This is a genomic window from Streptomyces sp. Je 1-369 (assembly GCF_026810505.1).
GTDB lineage: Bacteria > Actinomycetota > Actinomycetes > Streptomycetales > Streptomycetaceae > Streptomyces.
On record NZ_CP101750.1, the window covers coordinates 1134800 to 1155041 of the forward strand.

General features: G+C 70.9%; 22 protein-coding genes. 12 read left to right on the forward strand and 10 right to left on the reverse strand.

Annotation, left to right across the window (positions count from 1 at the left end):
• Window positions 1–110: 110 nt before the first annotated feature.
• On the forward strand, window positions 111–1268 hold the full coding sequence (locus NOO62_RS04980) for a serine hydrolase domain-containing protein (RefSeq protein ID WP_268769675.1): 1158 nt from the start codon (window positions 111–113) through the stop codon (window positions 1266–1268).
• Between the two features lie 51 nt (window positions 1269–1319).
• Entirely contained in the window at window positions 1320–1577 is a 258-nt protein-coding gene (locus NOO62_RS04985) for a hypothetical protein (RefSeq protein WP_268769676.1), read from the forward strand.
• Window positions 1578–1608: 31 nt separating this feature from the next.
• Here the strand turns inward: NOO62_RS04985 and NOO62_RS04990 are convergent, their stop codons facing one another.
• Window positions 1609–2841 (reverse strand): ROK family protein, encoded by a 1233-nt coding sequence (locus tag NOO62_RS04990; RefSeq protein WP_268769677.1) that lies wholly within the window; start codon window positions 2839–2841, stop codon window positions 1609–1611.
• A gap of 198 nt (window positions 2842–3039) precedes the next feature.
• Between NOO62_RS04990 and NOO62_RS04995 the strand changes: the two genes are divergently transcribed.
• The 5 genes from NOO62_RS04995 (at window position 3040) to NOO62_RS05020 (ending at window position 7501) form a co-directional block, all read left to right on the forward strand.
• Window positions 3040–4317: an MFS transporter gene (locus tag NOO62_RS04995; protein ID WP_414930765.1), complete on the forward strand. Its 1278-nt coding sequence runs from the start codon at window positions 3040–3042 to the stop codon at window positions 4315–4317.
• 28 nt (window positions 4318–4345) lie between these two features.
• Entirely contained in the window at window positions 4346–4852 is a 507-nt protein-coding gene (locus NOO62_RS05000; RefSeq protein ID WP_268769678.1) for a hypothetical protein, read from the forward strand.
• Between the two features lie 7 nt (window positions 4853–4859).
• Window positions 4860–6143 carry an MFS transporter gene (locus NOO62_RS05005; RefSeq protein ID WP_268769679.1) on the forward strand — a complete coding sequence of 428 codons (1284 nt, stop codon included), beginning with the start codon at window positions 4860–4862 and terminating at the stop codon, window positions 6141–6143.
• A gap of 50 nt (window positions 6144–6193) precedes the next feature.
• A complete protein-coding gene (locus NOO62_RS05010; protein WP_268769680.1) occupies window positions 6194–6520 on the forward strand; it encodes a cupin domain-containing protein in 327 nt (108 codons plus the stop codon).
• Between the two features lie 246 nt (window positions 6521–6766).
• Window positions 6767–7501 carry a maleylpyruvate isomerase family mycothiol-dependent enzyme gene (locus NOO62_RS05020; RefSeq protein WP_268769681.1) on the forward strand — a complete coding sequence of 245 codons (735 nt, stop codon included), beginning with the start codon at window positions 6767–6769 and terminating at the stop codon, window positions 7499–7501.
• 58 nt (window positions 7502–7559) lie between these two features.
• Here the strand turns inward: NOO62_RS05020 and NOO62_RS05025 are convergent, their stop codons facing one another.
• Together NOO62_RS05025 and NOO62_RS05030 are read right to left on the reverse strand one after the other, a co-directional pair.
• The gene (locus NOO62_RS05025) at window positions 7560–7982 is read right to left on the reverse strand and encodes a MarR family winged helix-turn-helix transcriptional regulator (protein WP_268769682.1); all 423 of its coding nucleotides are present in this window, start codon (window positions 7980–7982) and stop codon (window positions 7560–7562) included.
• Window positions 7983–8051: 69 nt separating this feature from the next.
• Window positions 8052–9251: a hypothetical protein gene (locus NOO62_RS05030; RefSeq protein ID WP_268769683.1), complete on the reverse strand. Its 1200-nt coding sequence runs from the start codon at window positions 9249–9251 to the stop codon at window positions 8052–8054.
• Between the two features lie 205 nt (window positions 9252–9456).
• Between NOO62_RS05030 and NOO62_RS05035 the strand changes: the two genes are divergently transcribed.
• Window positions 9457–9786, forward strand: a complete 330-nt coding sequence (locus NOO62_RS05035; protein ID WP_268769684.1) for a DUF6332 family protein — start codon at window positions 9457–9459, stop codon at window positions 9784–9786.
• On the opposite strand, the gene NOO62_RS05040 is transcribed toward NOO62_RS05035, so the two are convergent.
• The 3 genes from NOO62_RS05040 to NOO62_RS05050 all read right to left on the reverse strand — a co-directional run bounded on the left by NOO62_RS05040 (window position 9747) and on the right by NOO62_RS05050 (window position 12725).
• Window positions 9747–10412 (reverse strand): response regulator, encoded by a 666-nt coding sequence (locus NOO62_RS05040; RefSeq protein WP_268769685.1) that lies wholly within the window; start codon window positions 10410–10412, stop codon window positions 9747–9749. The two genes, NOO62_RS05035 and NOO62_RS05040, sit on opposite strands and share 40 nt — an antisense overlap.
• A complete protein-coding gene (locus NOO62_RS05045) occupies window positions 10412–11716 on the reverse strand; it encodes a sensor histidine kinase (RefSeq protein ID WP_268769686.1) in 1305 nt (434 codons plus the stop codon). The genes NOO62_RS05040 and NOO62_RS05045 overlap by 1 nt, the downstream gene beginning before the upstream one ends.
• Before the next feature lie 241 nt (window positions 11717–11957).
• The gene (locus NOO62_RS05050) at window positions 11958–12725 is read right to left on the reverse strand and encodes a TetR/AcrR family transcriptional regulator (RefSeq protein WP_268769687.1); all 768 of its coding nucleotides are present in this window, start codon (window positions 12723–12725) and stop codon (window positions 11958–11960) included.
• Between the two features lie 177 nt (window positions 12726–12902).
• Here NOO62_RS05050 and NOO62_RS05055 point away from each other — a divergent pair, with 177 nt between their 5' ends.
• Window positions 12903–13373 (forward strand): nitroreductase family deazaflavin-dependent oxidoreductase, encoded by a 471-nt coding sequence (locus tag NOO62_RS05055; RefSeq protein ID WP_268769688.1) that lies wholly within the window; start codon window positions 12903–12905, stop codon window positions 13371–13373.
• 43 nt (window positions 13374–13416) lie between these two features.
• On the opposite strand, the gene NOO62_RS05060 is transcribed toward NOO62_RS05055, so the two are convergent.
• On the reverse strand, window positions 13417–14631 hold the full coding sequence (locus NOO62_RS05060; RefSeq protein ID WP_268769689.1) for a geranylgeranyl reductase family protein: 1215 nt from the start codon (window positions 14629–14631) through the stop codon (window positions 13417–13419).
• Between the two features lie 135 nt (window positions 14632–14766).
• Between NOO62_RS05060 and NOO62_RS05065 the strand changes: the two genes are divergently transcribed.
• Complete coding sequence (locus NOO62_RS05065; RefSeq protein ID WP_268769690.1) at window positions 14767–16122, forward strand: dipeptidase; 1356 nt, start codon at window positions 14767–14769, stop codon at window positions 16120–16122.
• Window positions 16123–16206: 84 nt separating this feature from the next.
• On the opposite strand, the gene NOO62_RS05070 is transcribed toward NOO62_RS05065, so the two are convergent.
• The 3 genes from NOO62_RS05070 to NOO62_RS05080 form a co-directional block, all read right to left on the reverse strand.
• Entirely contained in the window at window positions 16207–17247 is a 1041-nt protein-coding gene (locus NOO62_RS05070; protein ID WP_268775475.1) for an NUDIX hydrolase, read from the reverse strand.
• Window positions 17244–18614: an integrase gene (locus tag NOO62_RS05075; protein ID WP_268769691.1), complete on the reverse strand. Its 1371-nt coding sequence runs from the start codon at window positions 18612–18614 to the stop codon at window positions 17244–17246. The genes NOO62_RS05070 and NOO62_RS05075 overlap by 4 nt, the downstream gene beginning before the upstream one ends.
• Before the next feature lie 457 nt (window positions 18615–19071).
• The gene (locus NOO62_RS05080) at window positions 19072–19488 is read right to left on the reverse strand and encodes a hypothetical protein (protein ID WP_268769692.1); all 417 of its coding nucleotides are present in this window, start codon (window positions 19486–19488) and stop codon (window positions 19072–19074) included.
• A gap of 176 nt (window positions 19489–19664) precedes the next feature.
• Here NOO62_RS05080 and NOO62_RS05085 point away from each other — a divergent pair, with 176 nt between their 5' ends.
• Together NOO62_RS05085 and NOO62_RS05090 are read left to right on the forward strand one after the other, a co-directional pair.
• Window positions 19665–19913 carry a helix-turn-helix domain-containing protein gene (locus NOO62_RS05085; RefSeq protein WP_268769693.1) on the forward strand — a complete coding sequence of 83 codons (249 nt, stop codon included), beginning with the start codon at window positions 19665–19667 and terminating at the stop codon, window positions 19911–19913.
• Entirely contained in the window at window positions 19910–20200 is a 291-nt protein-coding gene (locus tag NOO62_RS05090; protein WP_268769694.1) for a DNA-binding protein, read from the forward strand. The genes NOO62_RS05085 and NOO62_RS05090 overlap by 4 nt, the downstream gene beginning before the upstream one ends.
• The last annotated feature ends 42 nt before the right edge of the window (window positions 20201–20242 follow it).

Sequence of the window (20242 nt, forward strand, 5' to 3'; positions counted from 1 at the left end):
CCTGCACGTACGGAAACTCGCACACTCTCGAACAGCTCAACCGTCGAGCGAGTGGCGCAGCGGCGGTCAGTCTCGGCCTCGTAACTGTCGTCGCTGTCTTGGAGTCCTGCGTGAATCGCCTCGGTTCCCTCGTGCTGCTGCTCGTTCTCACGCCCGCGTTCGTCGGGTGCTCGGATGTCCGCACCCTGTCCGGTTCGGCGGACGGTGACGGCAAGGAGGCGAGGGAGGATCCGGGTGCGTCGGAGCGGGTCGACCCCGCTGTCGACCGTTACCTCGACGGGGTGCTGCCCAAGGGGCCCGGCATCACCGTGGCCGCCGCCCGGGGCGGTGCGCTCAAGCACTGCGCGGGACGCGGTCTCGCCGACCGCGCGGCGGAGGCCCCTGCCACGTGCGACACCGTGTACGACGTCATGTCGATGACGAAACAGTTCACCGCCGCCGCCGTCCTGAAGCTGGAGATGGCGGGCGAGTTGCGAGTGACCGACCGGATCGACCGGTACCTCGGGCCGGTCCCCGATGACAAGCGGGACATCACCCTGCACCAGCTCCTCACGCACACGGCGGGCCTGCCCGAGGGCCTCGGCGACGACTACGAGCCGGTGTCGCGCGCGGAGATGCTCACCGGCGCGATGAAGGCACGGCTGCGGTCGGCGCCGGGCAAGGAGTTCCACTACTCGAACGTCGGCTACAGCCTGCTGGCCGCGATCGTCGAGAAGGTCTCCGGACAGAGCTACGAACGTTTCCTGGCGGAGCGCCTGTTCCGGCCCGCCGGAATGACCGGCACCGGTTACGTGCTGCCTGCCTGGGACCGCGCTCAGGTCGCCGTCGAATACGACCGGCACGGGCGTGCCCAGGGACGGCCGATGGACCACCCGTGGGCGCCCGACGGCCCGTTCTGGAACCTGCGCGGCAACGGCGGAATGCTCTCCACCGCCCGGGACATGTTCCGCTGGCACCGTGCCCTCACCGGCGACACCGTCCTCTCCAGTACCGCGAAACGGAAGCTGTTCTCCCCTCAGGTGCGGGTGCCGGAGCTGGACGGCTCGTACGGCTACGGCTGGGTCGTCGTCGACACCGACGACGGCCGGGTCGCCTGGCACGACGGCGGCAACGACTGGTCACTGGGGACGGTCGCGGAGTACCGCCGCCAGCGGATCATGGTGTTCTGGGTGAGCAACCACGCGTATCAGAAGGGCAAGTGGAATCTGGAGGACGGCCAACTGGAGCTGTCCCACGGGGTGGCTGAGCGAGTGCGGCGGCCTGTCTGACGCCCTGGAGCGGCTTTGCCCGCTCGCCCGGCATCCAGCCACACTGATCGTGTGACGAACAATGAGAACGCTGTGGCACCGTCCGTCGGTGCAGGCCTGGCTGTAGGCATGCTGATCGGCGTTGCCGTTGGGCTGGTGCTCGGGCCGGCCGTCTTCGACAACATGGCGATGGGCCTGGTGATGGGCGGGGGCGCGGGCGGGGTCCTCGGTGTCACGTTCCCGGCGGCGCGGCGCGCACAGCACTCGCAGCATTCGCAGGACTCGCAGCACTCGCAGGACTCGCAGGACTCGCAGGACGAGTCTTCCTGACCGGCTGCGCGCGAGTGCCGCTGTCCGGCCGCTACCCCAACGCCCCCAGCGGATCGTCCAGTACCGGCTGCCAGGCCAGCTCCGCCGCTCCCACCAGGCTGTTGTGGTCCAGCGTGCACGCCAGGATCGGTACGCCGCCGCTCCGCCCCCACAGGCTCCGGTCCGCGACGACCGCGCGCAGCCGTTCCGGGTCCGCCTCCAGGAGGGCGCGGTGCAGGCCGCCCAGGATGATGCGGTCGGGGTTGAGGATGTTGACCAGGCCCGCGAGTCCGAGGCCGAGCCGGTCGATGAGTGCCTCGGCGGCGGAGCGCACGGACGGGTCCCCGTAGGCGCCGCGGAGCAGTTCGCGGGCCTGTACGAGGAGTCCCTCGAGTCCCGGCTCGCGGCCCGCCGCAGTCAGGAAGGCCAGCGGGTCCGTCTCGACGTCCAGGCAGCCCCGGCTGCCGCAGTAGCAAGGGCGCCCCGCGGAGTTCACCGTGAGGTGCCCCACCTCCAGGGCGAGGCCCGAACTCCCGGTGTGCAGGCGGCCGTCGAGGACGAGCGCGCCGCCGACGCCCCGGTGGCCGGTCGCCACGCACAGCAGGTCCCGGGCGCCGCGGCCCGCGCCGTGGCGGTGCTCGGCGATCGCGGCGAGGTTCACGTCGTTGCCCGCGAAGGCCGGACCCTCGATGCCCGCGTCCCGTACGCACTCAGCGAAGATCTCGCTGACCCGCGCGCCCGCGGGCCACGCCAGGTGCAGGGGGTTGAGAGCGGTGCCCTCCGGCTTGGCGACCGCGGACGGCACGGCGAGCCCCGAGCCCACACAGCGCCGTCCCGTCTCGCGGAGCAGCCGCGCGCCCGCGTCGACGACCGCCCCGAGGACCTGCGCCGGGTCGGCATCGACGGTCTCGCAGCCCGGTGCCGTCGCCACGATGCCCCCGCCGAGCCCGACCAGCGCGGCCCTGAACCCGTCGGCGTGCACCTGCGCGGCGAGCGCGACAGGCCCCTCCTCCGCGACGGCGAGCCGGTGCGACGGCCTGCCCTGCGAGCCCGCGGCCGCGCTCGGCTTCGCGTCGATCCGGATCAGCCCGAGCGCCTCGAGCTCGGCGGCGACCGCGCCCGCCGTGGCGCGGGTGACGCCCAGCTCCGCGGTGAGCACGGCACGGGTGGGGGCACGCCCGGTGTGGACCAGTTCGAGCGCGGGGCCCAGCGCACCGCGCCCTCGCTCCAGGCGGGTACGCGTGGTCACTTCCCCCTCGGCACGGGGGTCAGCCTTGCCGTTCATGTGGGCGAGTCTCCCATGATCCGTACACGGCCCCGCCGTTCATTCGTCATCCGCCCGTTCCTCCCGTGAACCGCCGCGTATGCCACCGGCATGCCGTCGCTTCGTCGTGCACCCGGTCACTTCACGTCACGCGGCCCTCGCGCGCACCGCCACGCACCCGTCTTGTCCGTGCCCCGCGCGCACCCCTACTCTGACTTTGTGCCGCTACTAAACAAAATCGGGACCGCAGCGTCGCGACCTTCCCCCACACCCCCCGGCCTCCGCCGCCTCCGTGTCGTCCTCACGGTCTTCTTCGCCCTGGACGGATTCATCTTCGCCGGATGGGTCGTCCGCATCCCCGCGATCAAGGACCAGACCGGCGCGTCCGCCAGCGATCTCGGGCTCGCGCTGCTCGGAGTCTCCGTCGGCGCGGTCATCACGATGACGCTGACCGGACGGCTCTGCCGCCGCTTCGGCACGCATCCCGTGACCGTCGCCTGCGCCGTACTGCTCTCACTCAGCGTCGCCCTGCCACCCCTGACCCACTCGGCACCGGCGCTGGGCACGGTGCTGCTGGTCTTCGGAGCGGCGTACGGGGGCATCAACGTCGCCTTCAACAGCGCCGCCGTCGACCTCGTGGCCGCCCTGCGCCGCCCGATCATGCCCAGCTTCCACGCGGCGTTCAGCCTCGGCGGCATGGCGGGCGCCGGGCTCGGCGGACTGATCGCGGGTTCCCTCTCCCCCACGCGCCACCTGCTCACCCTCACCGTGATCGGCCTGCTCGTCACCGGCTTCGCCGGACGCGCCCTCCTCCGCATGGAGCCCCCGACCCCAGCCGGGAGCCGGAACCCGGCCGACGGCACCCAGGACCGCGATGGCACCCCGGACGCGAACACCGACCTGGCCGCAGCTGTCGGCCCGGACGGCGACAGCTCTGACCACACCCCCCACCGCCCCACCACCCGCACCCGCCGCCTCGTCCTCGTCTTCGGGCTCATCGCGCTCTGCACCGCCTTCGGCGAAGGCGCGCTCGCCGACTGGGGCGCGCTCCACCTCGAACAGGACCTGGCCGCCCACCCGGGCATCGCCGCCGCGGGCTACTCCTGCTTCGCCCTCGCCATGACCCTCGGCCGGCTCAGCGGAACCACCCTGCTCGAACGGTTCGGCCAGACCCCGATACTCGTCGCGGGCGGCGCCACGGCGGCCGCCGGCATGCTGCTCGGCGCGCTCGCCCCGACGGTATGGGCGGCACTCCTCGGCTTCGCCGTCACCGGTCTCGGGCTCGCCAACATCTTCCCCGTCGCCATCGAGCGCGCCGGCGCCCTGGCCGGGCCCAACGGTGTCGCCACCGCCTCCACCCTCGGCTACGGCGGCATGCTCCTCGGCCCGCCCGCCATCGGGTTCATGGCCGACTGGTTCACCCTGCCCACCGCCCTCACCAGCGTGGCCGTGCTCGCGGGTCTCGCCGCCGTGATCGGCTACACCACGCGCCCCTGAGACGGGGCCGCACGCCTGCGCGCCTTGAGTGCGGAGTGACCTGAGCGCACCACGCCGGGCGATACGTCAACCCCCATTTCCGGCCAAGGCGACCGGCTACCGCACCGGCATCCTGCACGCCGAGTGGATCCTGACCGCGTCCGGTCCGGCGCTGGTGGAGTGCGCGGGACGCTGCCCCGGCGACTACCTGATCGACCTGAACGACCTGGCGTACGGCACGCGGATCAGGCTGGCCCTCATCGACCTGCTGGCAGGCCGTCCGGTCACCCTCCCCCGTACCGCCCGACGCACCTCGGCCATCCGGTTCCTCGCCGCCGAGCCCGGCACCGTCACGGCGGTCGACGGGACGGACGCGGCGCGGGCACTGCCCGGCGTACGGACGGTGGAGATCGACGTCGAGGCCGGGCAGGAGGTCCGGCCGTGGGCGTCCTCGTGGGACCGCGCAGGACACGTGATCGCGACAGGGCCCGACGCGGCCAGCGCGCACCGAAGCGTCCTGGCCGCGGACGCGGCCATCCACATCACCACGGAGTGAGGAAGCCATGTCTGCTCTCCGGCAGCGCGTCAGGGGCTGGCCCCGGTCCGTCCCCGGCGGACGGGTCGGCCTGCGGCTCTCCGTGATGGCGATGATCGACGCCGTCGGCACGGGCGCCTTCCTGGCCGTCTCCGTACCGTTCATCACGCGGTCCGTCGGACTCTCCGTGGGCGAGCTGAGCCTCGGCCTGACGCTGTCCGCCGCGATCGCGCTGGCCACGGCCGTCCCCCTCGGCATCCTCGCCGACCGGATCAGCCCGAAGAAGGTCCTGGTCGGCGTCAGCCTGTGGCGCTGCGCCTGCTTTGTCCTCTACCCGTTCGTGCAGAACCTGTGGCAGTTCCTGACGGTGGTGTGCCTGCTCGGCCTGGTCGACAAGGCGGCGGCGCCGATGGAACAGGCCCTGGTGGGGCAGGTGACGGCGACCGACGACCGGGTCAGGGTGGTCGCGGTGCTGCGGTCGCTGCGCAACGTCGGCTTCACCGTCGGCGCGCTGCTCGGCGGGGTCGGGCTGCTGATCGACACCCGGGCCGGTTACGCCGCGATCCTCCTGCTCAACGCGGCCTCGTTCGCCGTACTCGCACTCCTCGCCCACCGGCTGCCGGTGCTCAGCACCCCGGCGAAGAGCCTGCGGCGCCGCTTCTCCGTCGACGCGCTGCGGGACCGGCCGTTCCTGTCGTTCACCGGGATCAACGCGGTGCTGACGATGCACATGACGCTGCTGAGCATCGGCATCCCGCTGTGGGTCGTCGAGCACACGGAGGTCCCGGCCGCGGTGATCTCGCCCCTGGTGGCGGTGAACACCGTGCTCGCGGTGGCTCTGCAGGTGCGTGCCAGCCGCGGCACCGAGACCATCGCCGGGTCCGCGCGGGCGCTGGTGCGGGCGGGCATCGCCCTCGCCGTCTGCTGCCTGCTCCTGATCGCGGCACCGAGGCCGCCCGTCCTCGTGGCGGTCGGCGTGCTGCTCCTCGCCATGGTCGCGCTGACCGCGGGCGAACTGTTCCAGTCCGCGGGCGGCTGGGGCGGGTCGTATCTGCTCGCGGCGCCCGGCCAGGAAGGCGTCTACCTGTCGGTCTTCTGGCTCGGCGTGGCCGTCCAGCAGATCGCGGCACCGCTTGTGGTCGGCCTGGTCATCACGTCCGGCACCACCGGGTGGGCCGTACTGGCCGCGCTGTTCGCCGTCTGCGGCCTCGCCGCGCCGGTCGTCGGCCGATGGGCGCGGGCCCAGAGCGCCAAGACCCCGCAGGTGAAGGCGAATATGTCGACATCCGGGACACGAAGAGGACGTATCTGAAGCTCACCACGCCCGACTCCAACGGGGAGTTCGGCTTCTTCGAGCACCACATGGCTCCGGAGGCGAAGGGCGCGGCCCCGCACACCCACAAGCGGTCCACCGAGATGTTCTACGTGGTCAAGGGTGAGATCGAGTTCACCGTCGGCGACCGCAAGGTGGTGGGCGAGCCGGGCGCGTTCGCGTACGTCCCCAAGGGTGAACCGCACGGCTTCACCAACCGGGGCACCGCAGACGCCACCCTGCTGATCATGTTCTACCCGATCTACGACCGCGAGGACTACTTCCGCGGCCTGGGCCGGCTGACGGCCGACGGGCGCAGTCCCAGCATGGAGGAGCTGCGCGCACACATGGCGAAGTACGACCAGTTCATGGTCTGAGACGGAGCCGGGTACGACGTCCTGGATGGTCAGCAGCAGTTCAAAGCCGAGACCCTCCACGGTCTCGGCCCAACGGGCGAGGTACTCCGGGTGCGTCCCCGGCCCGAAGTTGGGGACGTTCACACCTCTCCGTATGGGCGTCACCCTAGGAGCCCACGACCCGGATGGCTACGGAGCGTACGCAATCGGTCCCAGATCCCCCGGAGGTTCCGGTTCCAGCGCACTCCATCCGACACAATCGCCCGCATGGAGATCTCCGAGCACATTCAAGTAGTTGCCAAAGAAGGCCAGTTGCTGTCCCGTGCCGCCGCCGAGGCGGGGACCGACGCCAAGGTCGCGACCTGTCCGGGCTGGCAGGTGCGGGACCTGCTGCGGCACGCCGGAATGGTCCACCGGTGGGCTGCCGCGTTCATCACCGAGCGGCGCACCTCCTACCAGTTGGGCGGCGAACTCCCCGACCTGGACGGAGACGCCCTTGTCGAGTGGTTCCGCGAGGGGCACGCCGCTCTCGTCGCGACGCTCGAATCCGCCCCGCCCGACGTCGAGTGCTGGACGTTCCTGCCCGCGCCTTCGCCGCTGGCGTTCTGGGCCCGGCGGCAGGCGAACGAGACGACGGTCCACCGGGTGGACGCCGAGTCCGCGCGCGGGGGCACGCCGTCGCCGATGGATGTCGACTTCGCCGTGGACGGGATCGAGGAGCTGCTGTTCGGCTTCCACGGCCGCGAGAAGAGCCGGGTGCGCAGTGACGTTCCGTGCGTGCTGCGGGTGCGGGCCACGGACGAGCGGACCTGGACCGTACGTCTCTCCGACGGGCCGCCGGTCGCGGAGCACGGCGCGACGGCGCACGCGGACTGCGAGGTGTCGGGCCCGGCGACGCGGCTCTATCTGGCGCTGTGGAACCGGCTGCCGTTCCCGCAGGTGACGGGTGACACCGCACTGGCGGCGCTGTGGCGGGAGAAGTCCGCGATCGTCATGGGGTGAGGTGAGCGGCACGGCAGGTGGGGCCGTCAGCCGGTGGGGCCGTCAGTCGGTGGGGGTGTCAGTCGGTGGGGGTGTCGAGCATCCGTCCGAGGACGGCCCGCTGCAACGGCCGCACCTCCTGGTGCAGTGCGCGCCCCTTGTCGGTGAGGGATACGCGTACGCCGCGACGGTCCTCGCTGCACATGCCGCGCTCCACGAGGCCGTCCTTCTCCAGCCGCCCGATGAGGCGGGAGAGCGCGCTCTGGCTCAGGTGGACCTGCGCGGAGATCTCCTGCACGCGGAACGTGCAGCCACCGTCGTCCGACGACCCCTCGGCCAGTACGTCGAGGACCTCGAAGTCGCTCGCGCCCAGACCGTACGGGTGCAGTTCCCGGTCGAGCTCGCACAGGGTGCGCGCATGCACCGCGAGGATGTCGCGCCACTCATCCACGAGCCGCTGCTCGTGATTCACGAGGCCCTGCTCGGCCGTTTTCGCCGCCATAGGACCGCACGGTAGCAGAGTTCCGACCCTTTGTTGCACCGTCATTAAATGCATACGCATACGATGTGGTCAGGTGCGGTCCCGGCCCGCCGAAGCCCTGAGCGCGGCGATCGTGAGCGCCACGACCAGCAGGGAGGCGAGTGCCGCGATCGCCGCGGACAGGGTCGGCAGCGGCGCCGTCACCCGCTCCGGCCGCAGGACGTAGGCGAGCGCCCGCGAGTCGATGCGGTCGTCCACGAGATGGGCGACGGTCAGCGCACCGGCCACCAAGGTGCCGGCCACGGCCACGAACGGCGATCCGCTCAGGCACAGTGCCGCGCCCGCCACCGCACAGACTGCGGAGACGCCGACCGCGACGGCGAGACCGAAGGGGGGTGCGTCCGACCAGGTCAGCGGGGCGTGTGCCGCCGCGCAGAGCAGGAGCAGCACACCCGCCACGCGACGCAGCCACACCAAGGAGGTCCGGTTCCGCACCTGCGTGGCCGGGGTGTCCGGGGCGGCCGCGGGGCGGGCCGGAACGGCGGCCGTGTTGCTGGCGTCGGTACCCGCGGCACCGTGGGCGGCGTGGGCGGCCTCGCCGCTGTCCGTGCCGATGGCCGTGGCGCTGTCGCCGACCGGCATGCCCGCGGCCCCCGAGGCACCGTTCTCCTTCTGCTCGCGCAGGCTGCCGATCAGCTGCATCAGGTCCTCGACCGACCTGGTCGTACCCGCGGCGTGCACCACCTCGGCGCCGCTGTGCGGGTCGTGCGGAGGACGGGACAGGAGGTGGACGAGTCGGCTCACCTCGGGGATGGGCCGCTCCTCGGCGGCGTGCCGGATGGCCTCGTCCATGTGGTCGGCGGGGTGCTCCGGCGGGCCGAGGAGTTCGACCAGCCTGGTGACGTCGTCGACGGAGCGCGCCACGGCGGCCAGGCGGAGCACGGAGCGGGCGGTCGGCATACCGTCAGGCGACTGCTCCAGGAGGGTGACGAGGTCGACCACGTCGTCCAGCGGCCTCGACACCACGGCGACGCGTATGAGCTCTTCCACCGCGTCGTCCTCGGCGTCGGGCACCACCGGCTCCGGAGCCCTGACTTCGACGTCGTCGACGGCCCGTTCCCGTTCCGTGGCGATCCCGTCGGTGGTGTGGCCCGCTGCCTGCGGCCAGGGGGCGGGTTCCACTCGGGTCGGGACGCCGAGTCGGGCGGTGCCCCAATGGACCGATGTGGACATCAGCGGTTCGCCGGTCCCGGACGTTTCCCCTGCGGCGGAGAATGACTCAGCGGCCATTTCGTCTCTCCATTCAGCGGGACACTCTCGCCCCGCACATGAGCGTGTATCCCGTTGTATGCACGCTTCATGCGGGCCGCCACCGGAAGGGGGCCTGTCGGCGGTACGCGCGGCACCCCCGCCCGTACCGGCACCCGTGTTCGTATCCGTATCCGTACGCGACCGGGTCATTGCCCGTGCGGAACGCGCGCCGCACACTCGGAGGATGGAGCGACGGACGCAGGCGGAGCGCGACGCGGACACGGTCGAGATCGCGTACGCGCTGTTCGTGGCGGCGTCCCTCGCCGGCTGCACGATGCTCGCGGTGGCGTCACCGGCGTTCTTCTTCGGCGTGACGTCGCCCAGCGAGGGGACGCTGGTCCGGGCGGGCGTGATCGCCGGGGCCGTCGCCTTCTTCGCGGTCCTGGCGACCATCCTCCTGCGCCACGGACGAGCACCGCACCGACGCGACGAGCCGGACCGGCCGAACCGAGCGGATCGGCCCGACCGTCCGGATCAGCCCAGCCAGCCCGGGCGGACCAGCCCCGACTCATAGGCGAGGACGACGAGTTGGGCACGGTCCCGGGCGTTCAGCTTCACCATGGTCCTGCTGACATGGGTCTTTGCCGTGAGCGGAGAGACGACCAGGCGGCGCGCGATCTCCCCGTTGGAGAGGCCGATGCCGACCAGGGCCATCACCTCACGCTCCCGTTCGGTCAGGCCCACGAGGGTGTCGGCGGCCGCGGGCTCCTTGGAACGCGCGGCGAACTCGGCGATGAGGCGCCGCGTCACACCCGGTGACAGCAGCGCGTCCCCCTCGACCACCGCCCTTACGGCGCGCAGCAGTTCGTCCGGTTCGGTGTCCTTGACGAGGAAGCCGGACGCTCCGGATCGGATCGCCTCGAAGACGTACTCGTCCAGTTCGAAGGTGGTGAGCATGACCACCTTCACGTCCCCCAGACCGGGTTCGTCGGTGATCCTGCGGGTGGCGGTGAGCCCGTCGAGGACCGGCATGCGGATGTCCATCAGGACGACGTCGGGGCGCAGTTCCCGCACCATTCGCACCGCCTCGTCGCCGTCCGCCGCCTCCCCGACGACTCCGATGTCGTCCTGCGCGTCGAGCAGCGCCTTGAAACCCGCTCTGACCAAAGACTGGTCGTCGGCGAGCAGTACGCGGATCACTATTCCTCCCGAGGTGCGGTGCGGGCCCGGGAAACCCCGTCCGCCGCCCGGGGCAGTACGGCGGTCACGCGGAAGCCGCCGTCCGGGCGCGGGCCCGCCTCGATCGTGCCACCGAGGGCGGCGGCGCGCTCCCGCGTTCCGGCAAGTCCGTTGCCGCTGCCGCCCGCGTCGGTGCCGGTGGCGGGTCCGTCGTCGTCGATCCGCAGGGTCAGCGACGCCGTCTCGTGGCGCACCAGCACGCGTGCGTGCCGCGAACCCGAGTGACGTACGACGTTGGTCAGCGCCTCCTGAACGATGCGGAAAGCGGCGAGGTCCGTACCGGGCGCGGGCTTCACCACAGCACCCTCCGTGGTGACTTCGACGGCCAGACCCGCGCTTCCGGCCTGCTCGACGAGTTCGGGCAGCCGGTCCAGGCCGGGCGCCGGGGCGCGCGGCGCGTCCCCGGGGGCGCGCAGGGTGCCGAGGACCTGACGTACCTCGCCGAGCGCCTCTTTGCTCGCGGCCTTGATGGTGGTCAGCGCGGTGCGGGCCTGTTCCGGGTCGGAGTCGAGCAGCGCGAGGCCGACGCCTGCCTGCACGTTGATGACGGAGATGCTGTGCGCGAGGACGTCGTGCAGCTCGCGTGCCATTCGCAGACGTTCCTCGTCCGCCCGCCGCTTCGCGGCCTGCGCGCGCTCGGCACGTTCCTTCGCCCACTGTTCACGTCGTACGCGGGCCAGTTCGGCGACGGCGACGATCGCGACGACCCAGACGGCGGCGGCCAGTTCCTCGCTCCAGGGGCGGGCGCCGTCGTCGCCGGGCGGCAGCCACCGGTAGAGCCAGTGCGCGATCAGCAGATGCCCCACCCACAGCCCGCCGACCGCTCCCCAGGCCGCACGCCGGCGCCCCGCGACGATCGCGGCGAAGCAGCTCACGGCGATGGCGAGGAAGACGGGGCCGTAGGGGAAACCGGCGGCGACGTAGACGAGTGTGAGCGCCGCGGTGGCGTACACGACCGGTACGGGGTGCCGGTGGCGGAGCAGGAGAACCGCCGTGGCCAGGAACAGGAGCACCCGCGCGAAGGCGTTGAGGTCCACCCGGTCGAGTTGGCCCTGCTCGGCGAAGCGGGACCCGACCTGCACGAAAACGGTGAGCGCGGCCGTGGTCACCCAGGGCGGACGACGCGCCGTCGACGCCTCGGGCCCTGCCGTCGCCGCCGTCCCACCGACCCCGGAGATCCACCAGGGCGGCCCGTGCCGCCACATGAACGGTCCGCCCCACCTCGGGGGCGGACCGCCCGGCCTGCCTTCGCGCTGCTCGTCCATGACGGTCACGCTAGACGGGAGCGGGTGGCGCGGGCGTCCGACGGGCGAGGTGATCACGCGTACTCCCGCGGGAGTAGGCGGTACCCGACGGGGTCACTCCTGAGCCACCCCTCTACTTGGTGGTGTGCGTGGGGTAGACCTGCACGTCGGTGTACGCACCCTTGATGTCGCCCGCGCCCGCGGGCCACTTGAGGTCCACGGTGTGGGTCTCGTTCGGGGGCGTCACCAGCCTCAAGGGCCATCAGGACGTCCCCGTGGGGCACCTCAGCAGCCCCACCCCATGCGCCAACTGCGTCACCGCGTGCGAGAAGAACGTGGGGCGGTCCTCGACGATCCGGTTGAACTGGCCGAACACCTCGAAGCCGATGAGCCCGAAGAGCTGCGCCCATGCCGCGACCATCGCGGTGATCGTCGCGGGCGGCAGGTCGGGGGCGATGTCCGCCGCGAGCCGCTCCCCTTCCGTGCGCAGCTCGGCGGGCAGGCGCTCGTAGGCGACGCCCCTGCCTTGGTGGGCGTCGCGCACGATGCCGATGAGGACCAGGCCGACGCGCGCGGCGGCCCGCACGGTCGTGTCCGGCGCGCTGTAACCGGGGACGGGCGAGCCGTAGATGAGCGCGTACTCGTGCGGGTGCTCCAGCGCCCAGGAACGTACCGCCTCGCACACCGCCGTCCACCGCCGGACCGGCTCCGCACCGGCCGCGTCCGCGTGCGCGGCTTCCGCGGCGGCGCCGACCGCGTCGTACGCGTCGATGATCAGCGCGGTCAGGAGGTCGTCGCGGCTGGGGAAGTAGCGGTAGAGGGCCGAGGAGACCATGCCGAGCTCGCGGGCGACCGCGCGCAGGGAGAGCTTCGCGGCGCCGTCGGCCGCGAGCTGTCTGCGCGCCTCGTCCTTGATCGCCGCGGTCACTTCTTCGCGGGCGCGGGCCCGGGCCCCTCGGGTGGCGCTGGTTCCGGCGTTGGAGTCGGCGTGGGGGCCGGTACTGGAGCTGGCGTTCGTGCTGGTGCTCATACGGCCAGTGTGCCACGCAGTCGGAGCAGTGCACACGAACGAGAGCACTGCTCTTGATTTGGAGCACTGCCGTCGTGCACACTGCTCGCAAGCGAGAGCAGTGCTCTCGAGCAGTGCTCTCGAACCCGGCTCCGGTCGGTCCGAACGGCTTCCCCACCACCACCCCAGGAGGGCACCATGTCCGCGACTCCCACGCCGTACTACCTCGAGGGCAGCCGCCTCAACGTCCGCCTGAACAGCGTGATCGGCTGGCTGGCGCGGCACGGAGTCAGCCTGATGGGCAGCGCCGAGCTCTCCGTCCGGGGACGCAAGAGCGGCAAGATGCAGCGGATCCCCGTCAACCCGTACACGAACGACGGCGACAAAGGTCAGTACCTCGTGTCGGCGCGCGGGCACTCCCAGTGGGTGCGCAACATGCGGGTCGCGGGCGGCGGGCAGCTGCGGGTGGGGCGCAAGGTGCGCGAGTTCACCGCCGTGGAGGTGCCCGACGCCGAGAAGCTGCCGCTGCTGCGCGGCTACCTGAAGAAGTGGGGCTGGGAGGTCGACCAGTACTTCCAGGGCGTGACCGCGGACTCCTCCGACGCGGAGATCCTTGCGGCCGCGCCCGACCACCCCGTCTTCCGGATCACCGTGCAGAGGACACGGTAGGACGAGCGACGGGAAAGCGGTTGGACGCGCGACGCGACGGCCGTCAGCGGGCGGCCGGGTCGCCCCGCCCTTGCAGGACACGCCCCACCATCGGATGCGTACGCACCAGCTCGCCCAGCGTCGTCGAACCGCGCGTGATCCTCGCGAACGCGTTCCACGCGGGCCGGAAGCCCGTGATCGCCGTGTGCAGCATGCCGGGGCGGCGCTCGAAGGCCTTGAGCATGCGGCGGCCGACGCTCATCTCCACTCCGAGGCCCGCCTTGATGGCGAAGGCGTAGTTCAGGGCCTGGCGGCGCGCGTCGACCGCGTCGTGCGCCTCGGCGATCCGGACCGCCCACTCCCCCGCGAGCCGTCCGGAGCGCAGCGCGAAGGAGATGCCCTCGCGGGTCCACGGCTCCAGGAGGCCCGCCGCGTCGCCGCAGACCAGGACGCGGCCACGGGAGAGCGGCGAGTCGTCGGCGCGGCAGCGCGTCAGGTGTCCGGAGGAGATGCTGGGCTCGAAGCCCGCGAGGCCGAGCCGGGCGATGAAGTCCTCCAAGTACCGCTTGGTGGCCGCGCCTTCGCCGCGGGCGGAGATCACGCCGACGGTGAGGGTGTCGCCCTTGGGGAACACCCAGCCGTAACTGCCCGGCATGGGGCCCCAGTCGATGAGGACCCGGCCTGCCCAGTCCTCGGCGACCGTCTCGGGCACCGGGATCTCGGCCTCGAGACCGAGGTCGACCTGGTCGAGCTTCACGCCGACGTGCGCGCCTATGCGGCTGGCGCTGCCGTCCGCGCCGACCACGGCACGGGCCAGGACGGTCTCGCCGCCCTGGAGCACCACGGCGACGGTCCGCCGGTCGGGCACCTCCGTGCCGTGCTGCTCCACGCGCGCGACGGTGACACCGGTGCGCAGCTCGGCACCGGCCTTCTGCGCGTGCTCGACGAGCTGCTCGTCGAACTCGGCGCGGTTGATCAGCCCGAACAGCATCTGCCGGGAGCGGCGGGTACGGCTGAACTTGCCGTCGAGGGTGAACGTCACCGCGTGCACCCGCTCGCGCAGGGGCAGCTCGAAGCCGGGCGGCAGGGAGTCGCGCGAGGGGCCGATGATGCCGCCGCCACATGTCTTGTAACGGGGGATGTCGGCTTTCTCCAGGAGGAGGACGGTGCGTCCCGCGACCGCCGCCGCATAGGCCGCCGATGCCCCCGCGGGCCCGGCTCCGACCACGACGACGTCCCACACGTGCCGGGTGTCGTCCGCTGAGTTCTCGCTGCTCACGTTGGTCTACCGCTCCTGATCCCGCTGTTGGCCGCGCTTTCCCCCGGCATCCTACGGCGGACCCTCCCGGGCCCCTCCTGTGGGAGGATCACATGTACTCCCCCGTTCAACGTCGCACCTACGAGGACCGTGCCCATGTCGCAGAATCCGATCGCCGAGACCGTCGCCTCACTGATGCCGAGGGCGAAGGCGGAGCTCACCGAACTGGTGGCCTTCAAGTCGGTGGCGGACTTCGACCAGTTCCCGAAGAGCGAGAGCGAGGCCGCCGCCGGCTGGGTGGCGGACGCGCTGCGCGCCGAGGGCTTCCAGGACGTGGCGCTGCTCGACACCCCGGACGGCACGCAGTCGGTGTACGGCTTCCTGCCGGGCCCCGAGGGTGCGCCGACGGTCCTCCTGTACGCGCACTACGACGTCCAGCCGCCGCTCGACGAGGCCGCGTGGGCGACCCCGCCGTTCGAGCTGACGGAGCGCGACGGCCGCTGGTACGGCCGGGGCAGCGCCGACTGCAAGGGCGGCGTCATCATGCACCTGCTCGCGCTGCGCGCCCTGAAGGCCAACGGCGGCGTGCCGGTGAACGTGAAGGTCATCGCGGAGGGCTCCGAGGAGCAGGGCACGGGCGGTCTCGAGCGGTACGCGGAGGCCCACCCCGACCTGCTGACGGCCGACACCATCGTCATCGGTGACGCGGGCAACTTCCGCGTCGGTCTGCCGACGGTGACGTCGACGCTGCGCGGCATGACGCTCGTACGCGTCAGTGTCGACACCCTCAAGGGGAATCTGCACTCCGGACAGTTCGGCGGCGCCGCCCCGGACGCGCTCGCCGCGCTGGTGCGCGCCCTTGACTCGCTGCGCGCCGAGGACGGTTCGACGACGGTCGACGGTCTGACGAGCGACGCCGTGTGGGACGGGCTTCAGTACGAGGAGAGCGACTTCCGCAGGGACGCGAAGGTCCTCAACGGTGTGGAATTGATCGGCGAGGGCACGGTCGCCGACCGCATCTGGGCGCGCCCCGCCGTCACGGTCCTCGGCATCGACTGCCCGCCGGTGGTCGGCGCGACGCCGTCGGTGCAGGCGGCCGCGCGGGCGCTGATCAGCCTGCGGGTGCCGCCGGGCGTGGACGCGGTCGAGGCGACGAAGCTGCTCCAGGCGCACCTGGAGGCGCACACTCCGTGGGGCGCGCGGGTGCGGACGGAGGAGATCGGGCAGGGTCAGCCGTTCCGCGCGGACACGACGAGCCCGGCGTACGCGGCGATGGCCGAGGCGATGGCCGAGGCCTACCCCGGCGAGGAGATGCAGTACGCGGGGCAGGGCGGCTCGATCCCGCTCTGCAACACCCTCTCGGCGCTCTACCCGCGCGCGGAGATCCTGCTGATCGGCCTGAGCGAGCCGGAGGCGCAGATCCACGCGGCCAACGAGAGCGTGTCGCCCGAGGAGTTGGAGCGGCTCTCGGTGGCCGAGGCGCTGTTCCTCCAGAAGTACGCGGCGAACTGAACCCGGCCCGCCGGGACGGGGCGGGTCCGGGGCTCCTTTTCATGGTCGGCGCATGGACGACGTGCTGCGCCGCTCCGCGGACGGCTACCCGCGGAGCGGTACGCCTGCCTCCAGGTAGAGCGTGGCGCCGCGTTCCCGTGCGCGGAGCGCCCAGCGCAGTCGTTCGTAGCGCACGGCGGGCAGCAGGTCGGCCGCTTCCTGTTCGGTGACGAAGCGCCAGTCGCGGAGCTCGGGTCCCGGCAGGAGCATGCGGACCGCACCGCTGTCGAGCCGCCCTCCGTCGAAGAGGAAGCGCATTCCGCCCCAGCCGGGCGGGTTGGGCGGTTCCCAGTCGGCGACCAGCAGGGGCGGCATGCCAGTGAGCTGGATACCGGTCTCCTCGGCGACCTCACGCACACCCGCGCGCGCGGGCGCCTCGCCGGGCTCGACGACACCGCCGGGGAACTCCCAGCCGGCCTTGTACGTGGGGTCGACGAGCAGCACCCGGTCCTGCTCGTCGAAGAGGAGCACCCCTGCGGCGAGGGTCTCGGCGGTGGGCTCCGGTGTCTGCACGATGTCGCAGACGGGTGCGGCGCCGTTGCGGACGGCCTCGGCGAGGCGTTCGGCGGTCTGGAAGGGCGTGAGGACACTGGTGTCGACGACGTGGGCGTCACCATCGATCCAGTCGGCGCGCGCGGCCCGGTACGGCTCGATGTGATCGAAGGCCCACTGTCGCACCCGCAGCTCGCCGTCGGGCTCCGGCGGCACGGGCCGGCCGGATATCCGCTCGCGCAGGATCGTTTCGTCGGGCGCGAGCAGAACGTGGTGCACGCTGATCCTGCGCGCCGCGAGACCGCCGAAGATCTCGTCGCGGTACTCCTGGCGCAGCAGTGTCATCGGCACCACGAGAACGCCGCCGACCTCGGCGTGCAGCGCGGCCGCGGTGTCGATGACGAGACGGCGCCAGATCGGCAGGTCCTGATAGTCGTTCACCTCGTCGAGGCGCTTGGGCGGCAGGAGGTAGGGCAGGGTGCCACCGATGACCTCGGGGTCGAAGAGCGTGCTGTTCGGGATCAGCTCGATCAGTTCCCGTGCGGCGCTCGTCTTTCCCGCGCCGAACGCACCATTGATCCAGACGATCATCAGTTCTCCAGAACCGGAAGGCCGCTGAACAGCGGCGGAGCCTCATTCAATAGATCATCTGGGGACGAGATGGGAAACGGTGGCACCCACAGACCAGCCCCCACTACCTCCTTCTCCCAAACGGACTGAAGGTACTCCACAATCCGCTCCTCCATGGCGAGGGTCACCTCACTGTATGTGCCCTCCACGCCCGGCAGTTCATGCCCCATCCGTGCCTCGATCGCCACCTTCGGGATGTCCCCCGGCTCGTCCAGCTTCGCCTTGGCCCAGTGCCGCAGACGGTAGATGTCCGTGCCGGCCAACTCGGGCACCGGAGGGATCTCGGGCCGCTGCCAGCGGTCGTACCGCAGCCGCGCAGGCCTCTCGTCCGCACCGTCCCGCATCGGATACCAGTAGTCCGACTTGAAGTTGGTCGACAGCATCGGCTTGCCCGTCATCGAGACGAAGAGCCACGGGCTTCGATGCGACGCGAGGACCGCGTTGTGCATCTCATCCAGGAAGGGCGGGATCACCGTTGTTCTCCAGCTGTCGTACTTCGGAGCCGCGAGAACGTGCCGTCCATCGGCGACGTACGTCTGGTATTGAACGCGGAGCGCTGACAGGCCCCGATAGCGGGCCACGGACTCCTCGCGGAGTTCCTTGTCCGGCTCTGATTCGGGCCAGTGCGCGGAACAGAATCCGCGCTGCAGTCCGAAGGATTCGCCCGGTGGTCGCATGCAGGTGAACGCGAGGGTCCAGATGTACGTCCACCCGCTGTATCCCCAGATGGTGTGCGCATTGACGGCGACCTTGTGAATGGCCTCGATGGGCAGGTTGCGTTTCTTCCTGCGGACTTGCTCCCTCTTGTATTTCCCGCGCCTTCGCTGCTCGACGATCGGGGTGTCCTCGCGGAGCCGGTACTTCACGATGGCGTCGTCCATCATCATCTTGAAGACGGCGAGGACGCCTTTGCGGTAGCTGGCGGAGTACTTCCCGGTGACGAATTTGTCGAAGGCGGCGTAGTCGATCGCGGTGACCTGGTCGACAGAGTAGTGCCGCCAATAGGGCTTGATGACGGCGTCGAGTCGCGACCGGTACGTCTTGTTGGACCGCACCCTCAGGTCGAGGCTCTTGAACCAGAGGTCGCAGTACTCGCTCATCATCGTGCGATCTTTGTTCCGTGGTCGGTGCCGGTTGTTGCGCACATCGGACTCTCGGTCGAGCCCGTAGGCATACGCCTCGTCTTCGTCCTGGAACGGGACGCCATCCTCGGGGCCGGACGCGCTTTCGTACTTCTTCTTCTTGGTGGGATTTCCCTCGTCGTCGAGGAGATACTCTCCGCCCCACCACTTCACGCGGATCGAATTCCCGCGCCTCTCCACACTGGGCATCTTCCATCCCCCCGGATGGTGTTGCTGAGCTGTCGCGGGAGGACGACGGGTACCCCTACCGTCGATCCCTCCGCGGCGGCTGGCGGCCTACCGCCGCTGCCCGACTGGGCATCCGCGGCAGGACGGGCAGTCGCGGCCCTGCGCCTTCATGTACCGCTGGACGCGCTCTTGGAGCGCGCGGTCGCGGCTCACTCTGGACGACAGGACACACACCGTCTCGCCTGCTACTTGGGTGGCGTATCCAAGGAAACTGGACGACGGCCCAAGATCCAGGCTGATGACATTACTCACCGGTCCCCCTGTGCTTCCGTACGGAGACCTCCCCGGGTGGGTGTTGATTGGTCAGAGTTACACGCCGAACGGGTGGGCGGGAGGGGGAAGGTGATGTTTCGTCACCTCCAGTGATTACGATCAGGTTACGACCGAATGGTTGTACGGTCGGCCGACTTTTCCTTTCCTATTCAGCCACATCGCCGGAGCGGCGCAGGGCTTCAATAAGTTCATCCGTGAATGCATCGAGATCCCCGATGCTCGCCGTGGGAAGCGTCGCGCGCGCCGCGTCGAACGCCGCGCGGCGCACGGTCTCGGGATCTAGGGCGCTCACCCCTTCAGCGGGCACTCCATCGCCATCAGCGCCACCGACCAGAACCGGCTCGCCCCCTTCGGCCACCTCGACGCAGCTGCCCGCAGCCCATCCAAGCGCGCGATCAACCTTGGCGTAGGTCACCTCACGCACCACCTGCGCCTCCTCGACTCTCTGCCACGTGTCCTTGGAGATGCCGACGGCCTCCGCCGCCGTGCGGCGCGAGGAGTACAGCTCCATCCGGTGTGCCTTCACGTGAGAGGCGAGGCGGCGGAGATCGCGAGTTGCCATGTCGACATCTTGGCAGGGCCAGCTAGGGCCAGCTAGGTCCACCCTGCAGTTCGGCCGAATTCAGGAGCAGAAAAGCCCAGGTCAGGCTAGCTAAGGCTAGCTTGTCGCCGTTTTACGCCCAACGCGAGGCGAACTAAGGCTAGACAAGCAGGGCTAACTGAGGCTAACTTCCTGGCATGCACCAACCGCTGACCTACACGGTCGACGGAGACGCGATCCGCACGGAGCGCATGCAGGCGGGGATGACGCGCAAGCAGCTGGCAGCAGCGGCGGGACTCAGCCGCCGCTACCTCTGCCACCTCGAAAACGGCACCCGTGACCGCATGAGCCCCCCGCTCTACATCGCTCTCCGCGCGGCCCTCGACACCACTGATGAACGCCTCAGCCCTCGCCCCACCGAGGCGGTTCCCCAAGAAGGGACATGACGATGGCCACCAGGGCCTACGAGAAGTACGGGGTCCCCACCGCCCCCGCCGACCCGGACCAGGAGTACATGACGGTCCAGGAGACCGCCTACGTCCTGAAGTGCAGCGTCTCCTGGCTGCGTCGCCTTCTGGTGACGCGGCCGGAGCTGTGCGGCCGGAACGGTGAGCGCGGACGGATCGTCACGGACCGCGTGCAGCGCAGCGGTATCCACGAGGCCCGCTCGGCGGGAGACCCGCGCACGGGCCGGTCACGGCCGACGCGCCGCAGGCGCCCCGTCACCAGCTGACTCATCCCAAGAAATGCGCCGCGAGGCCGCTCCGACTTCCCG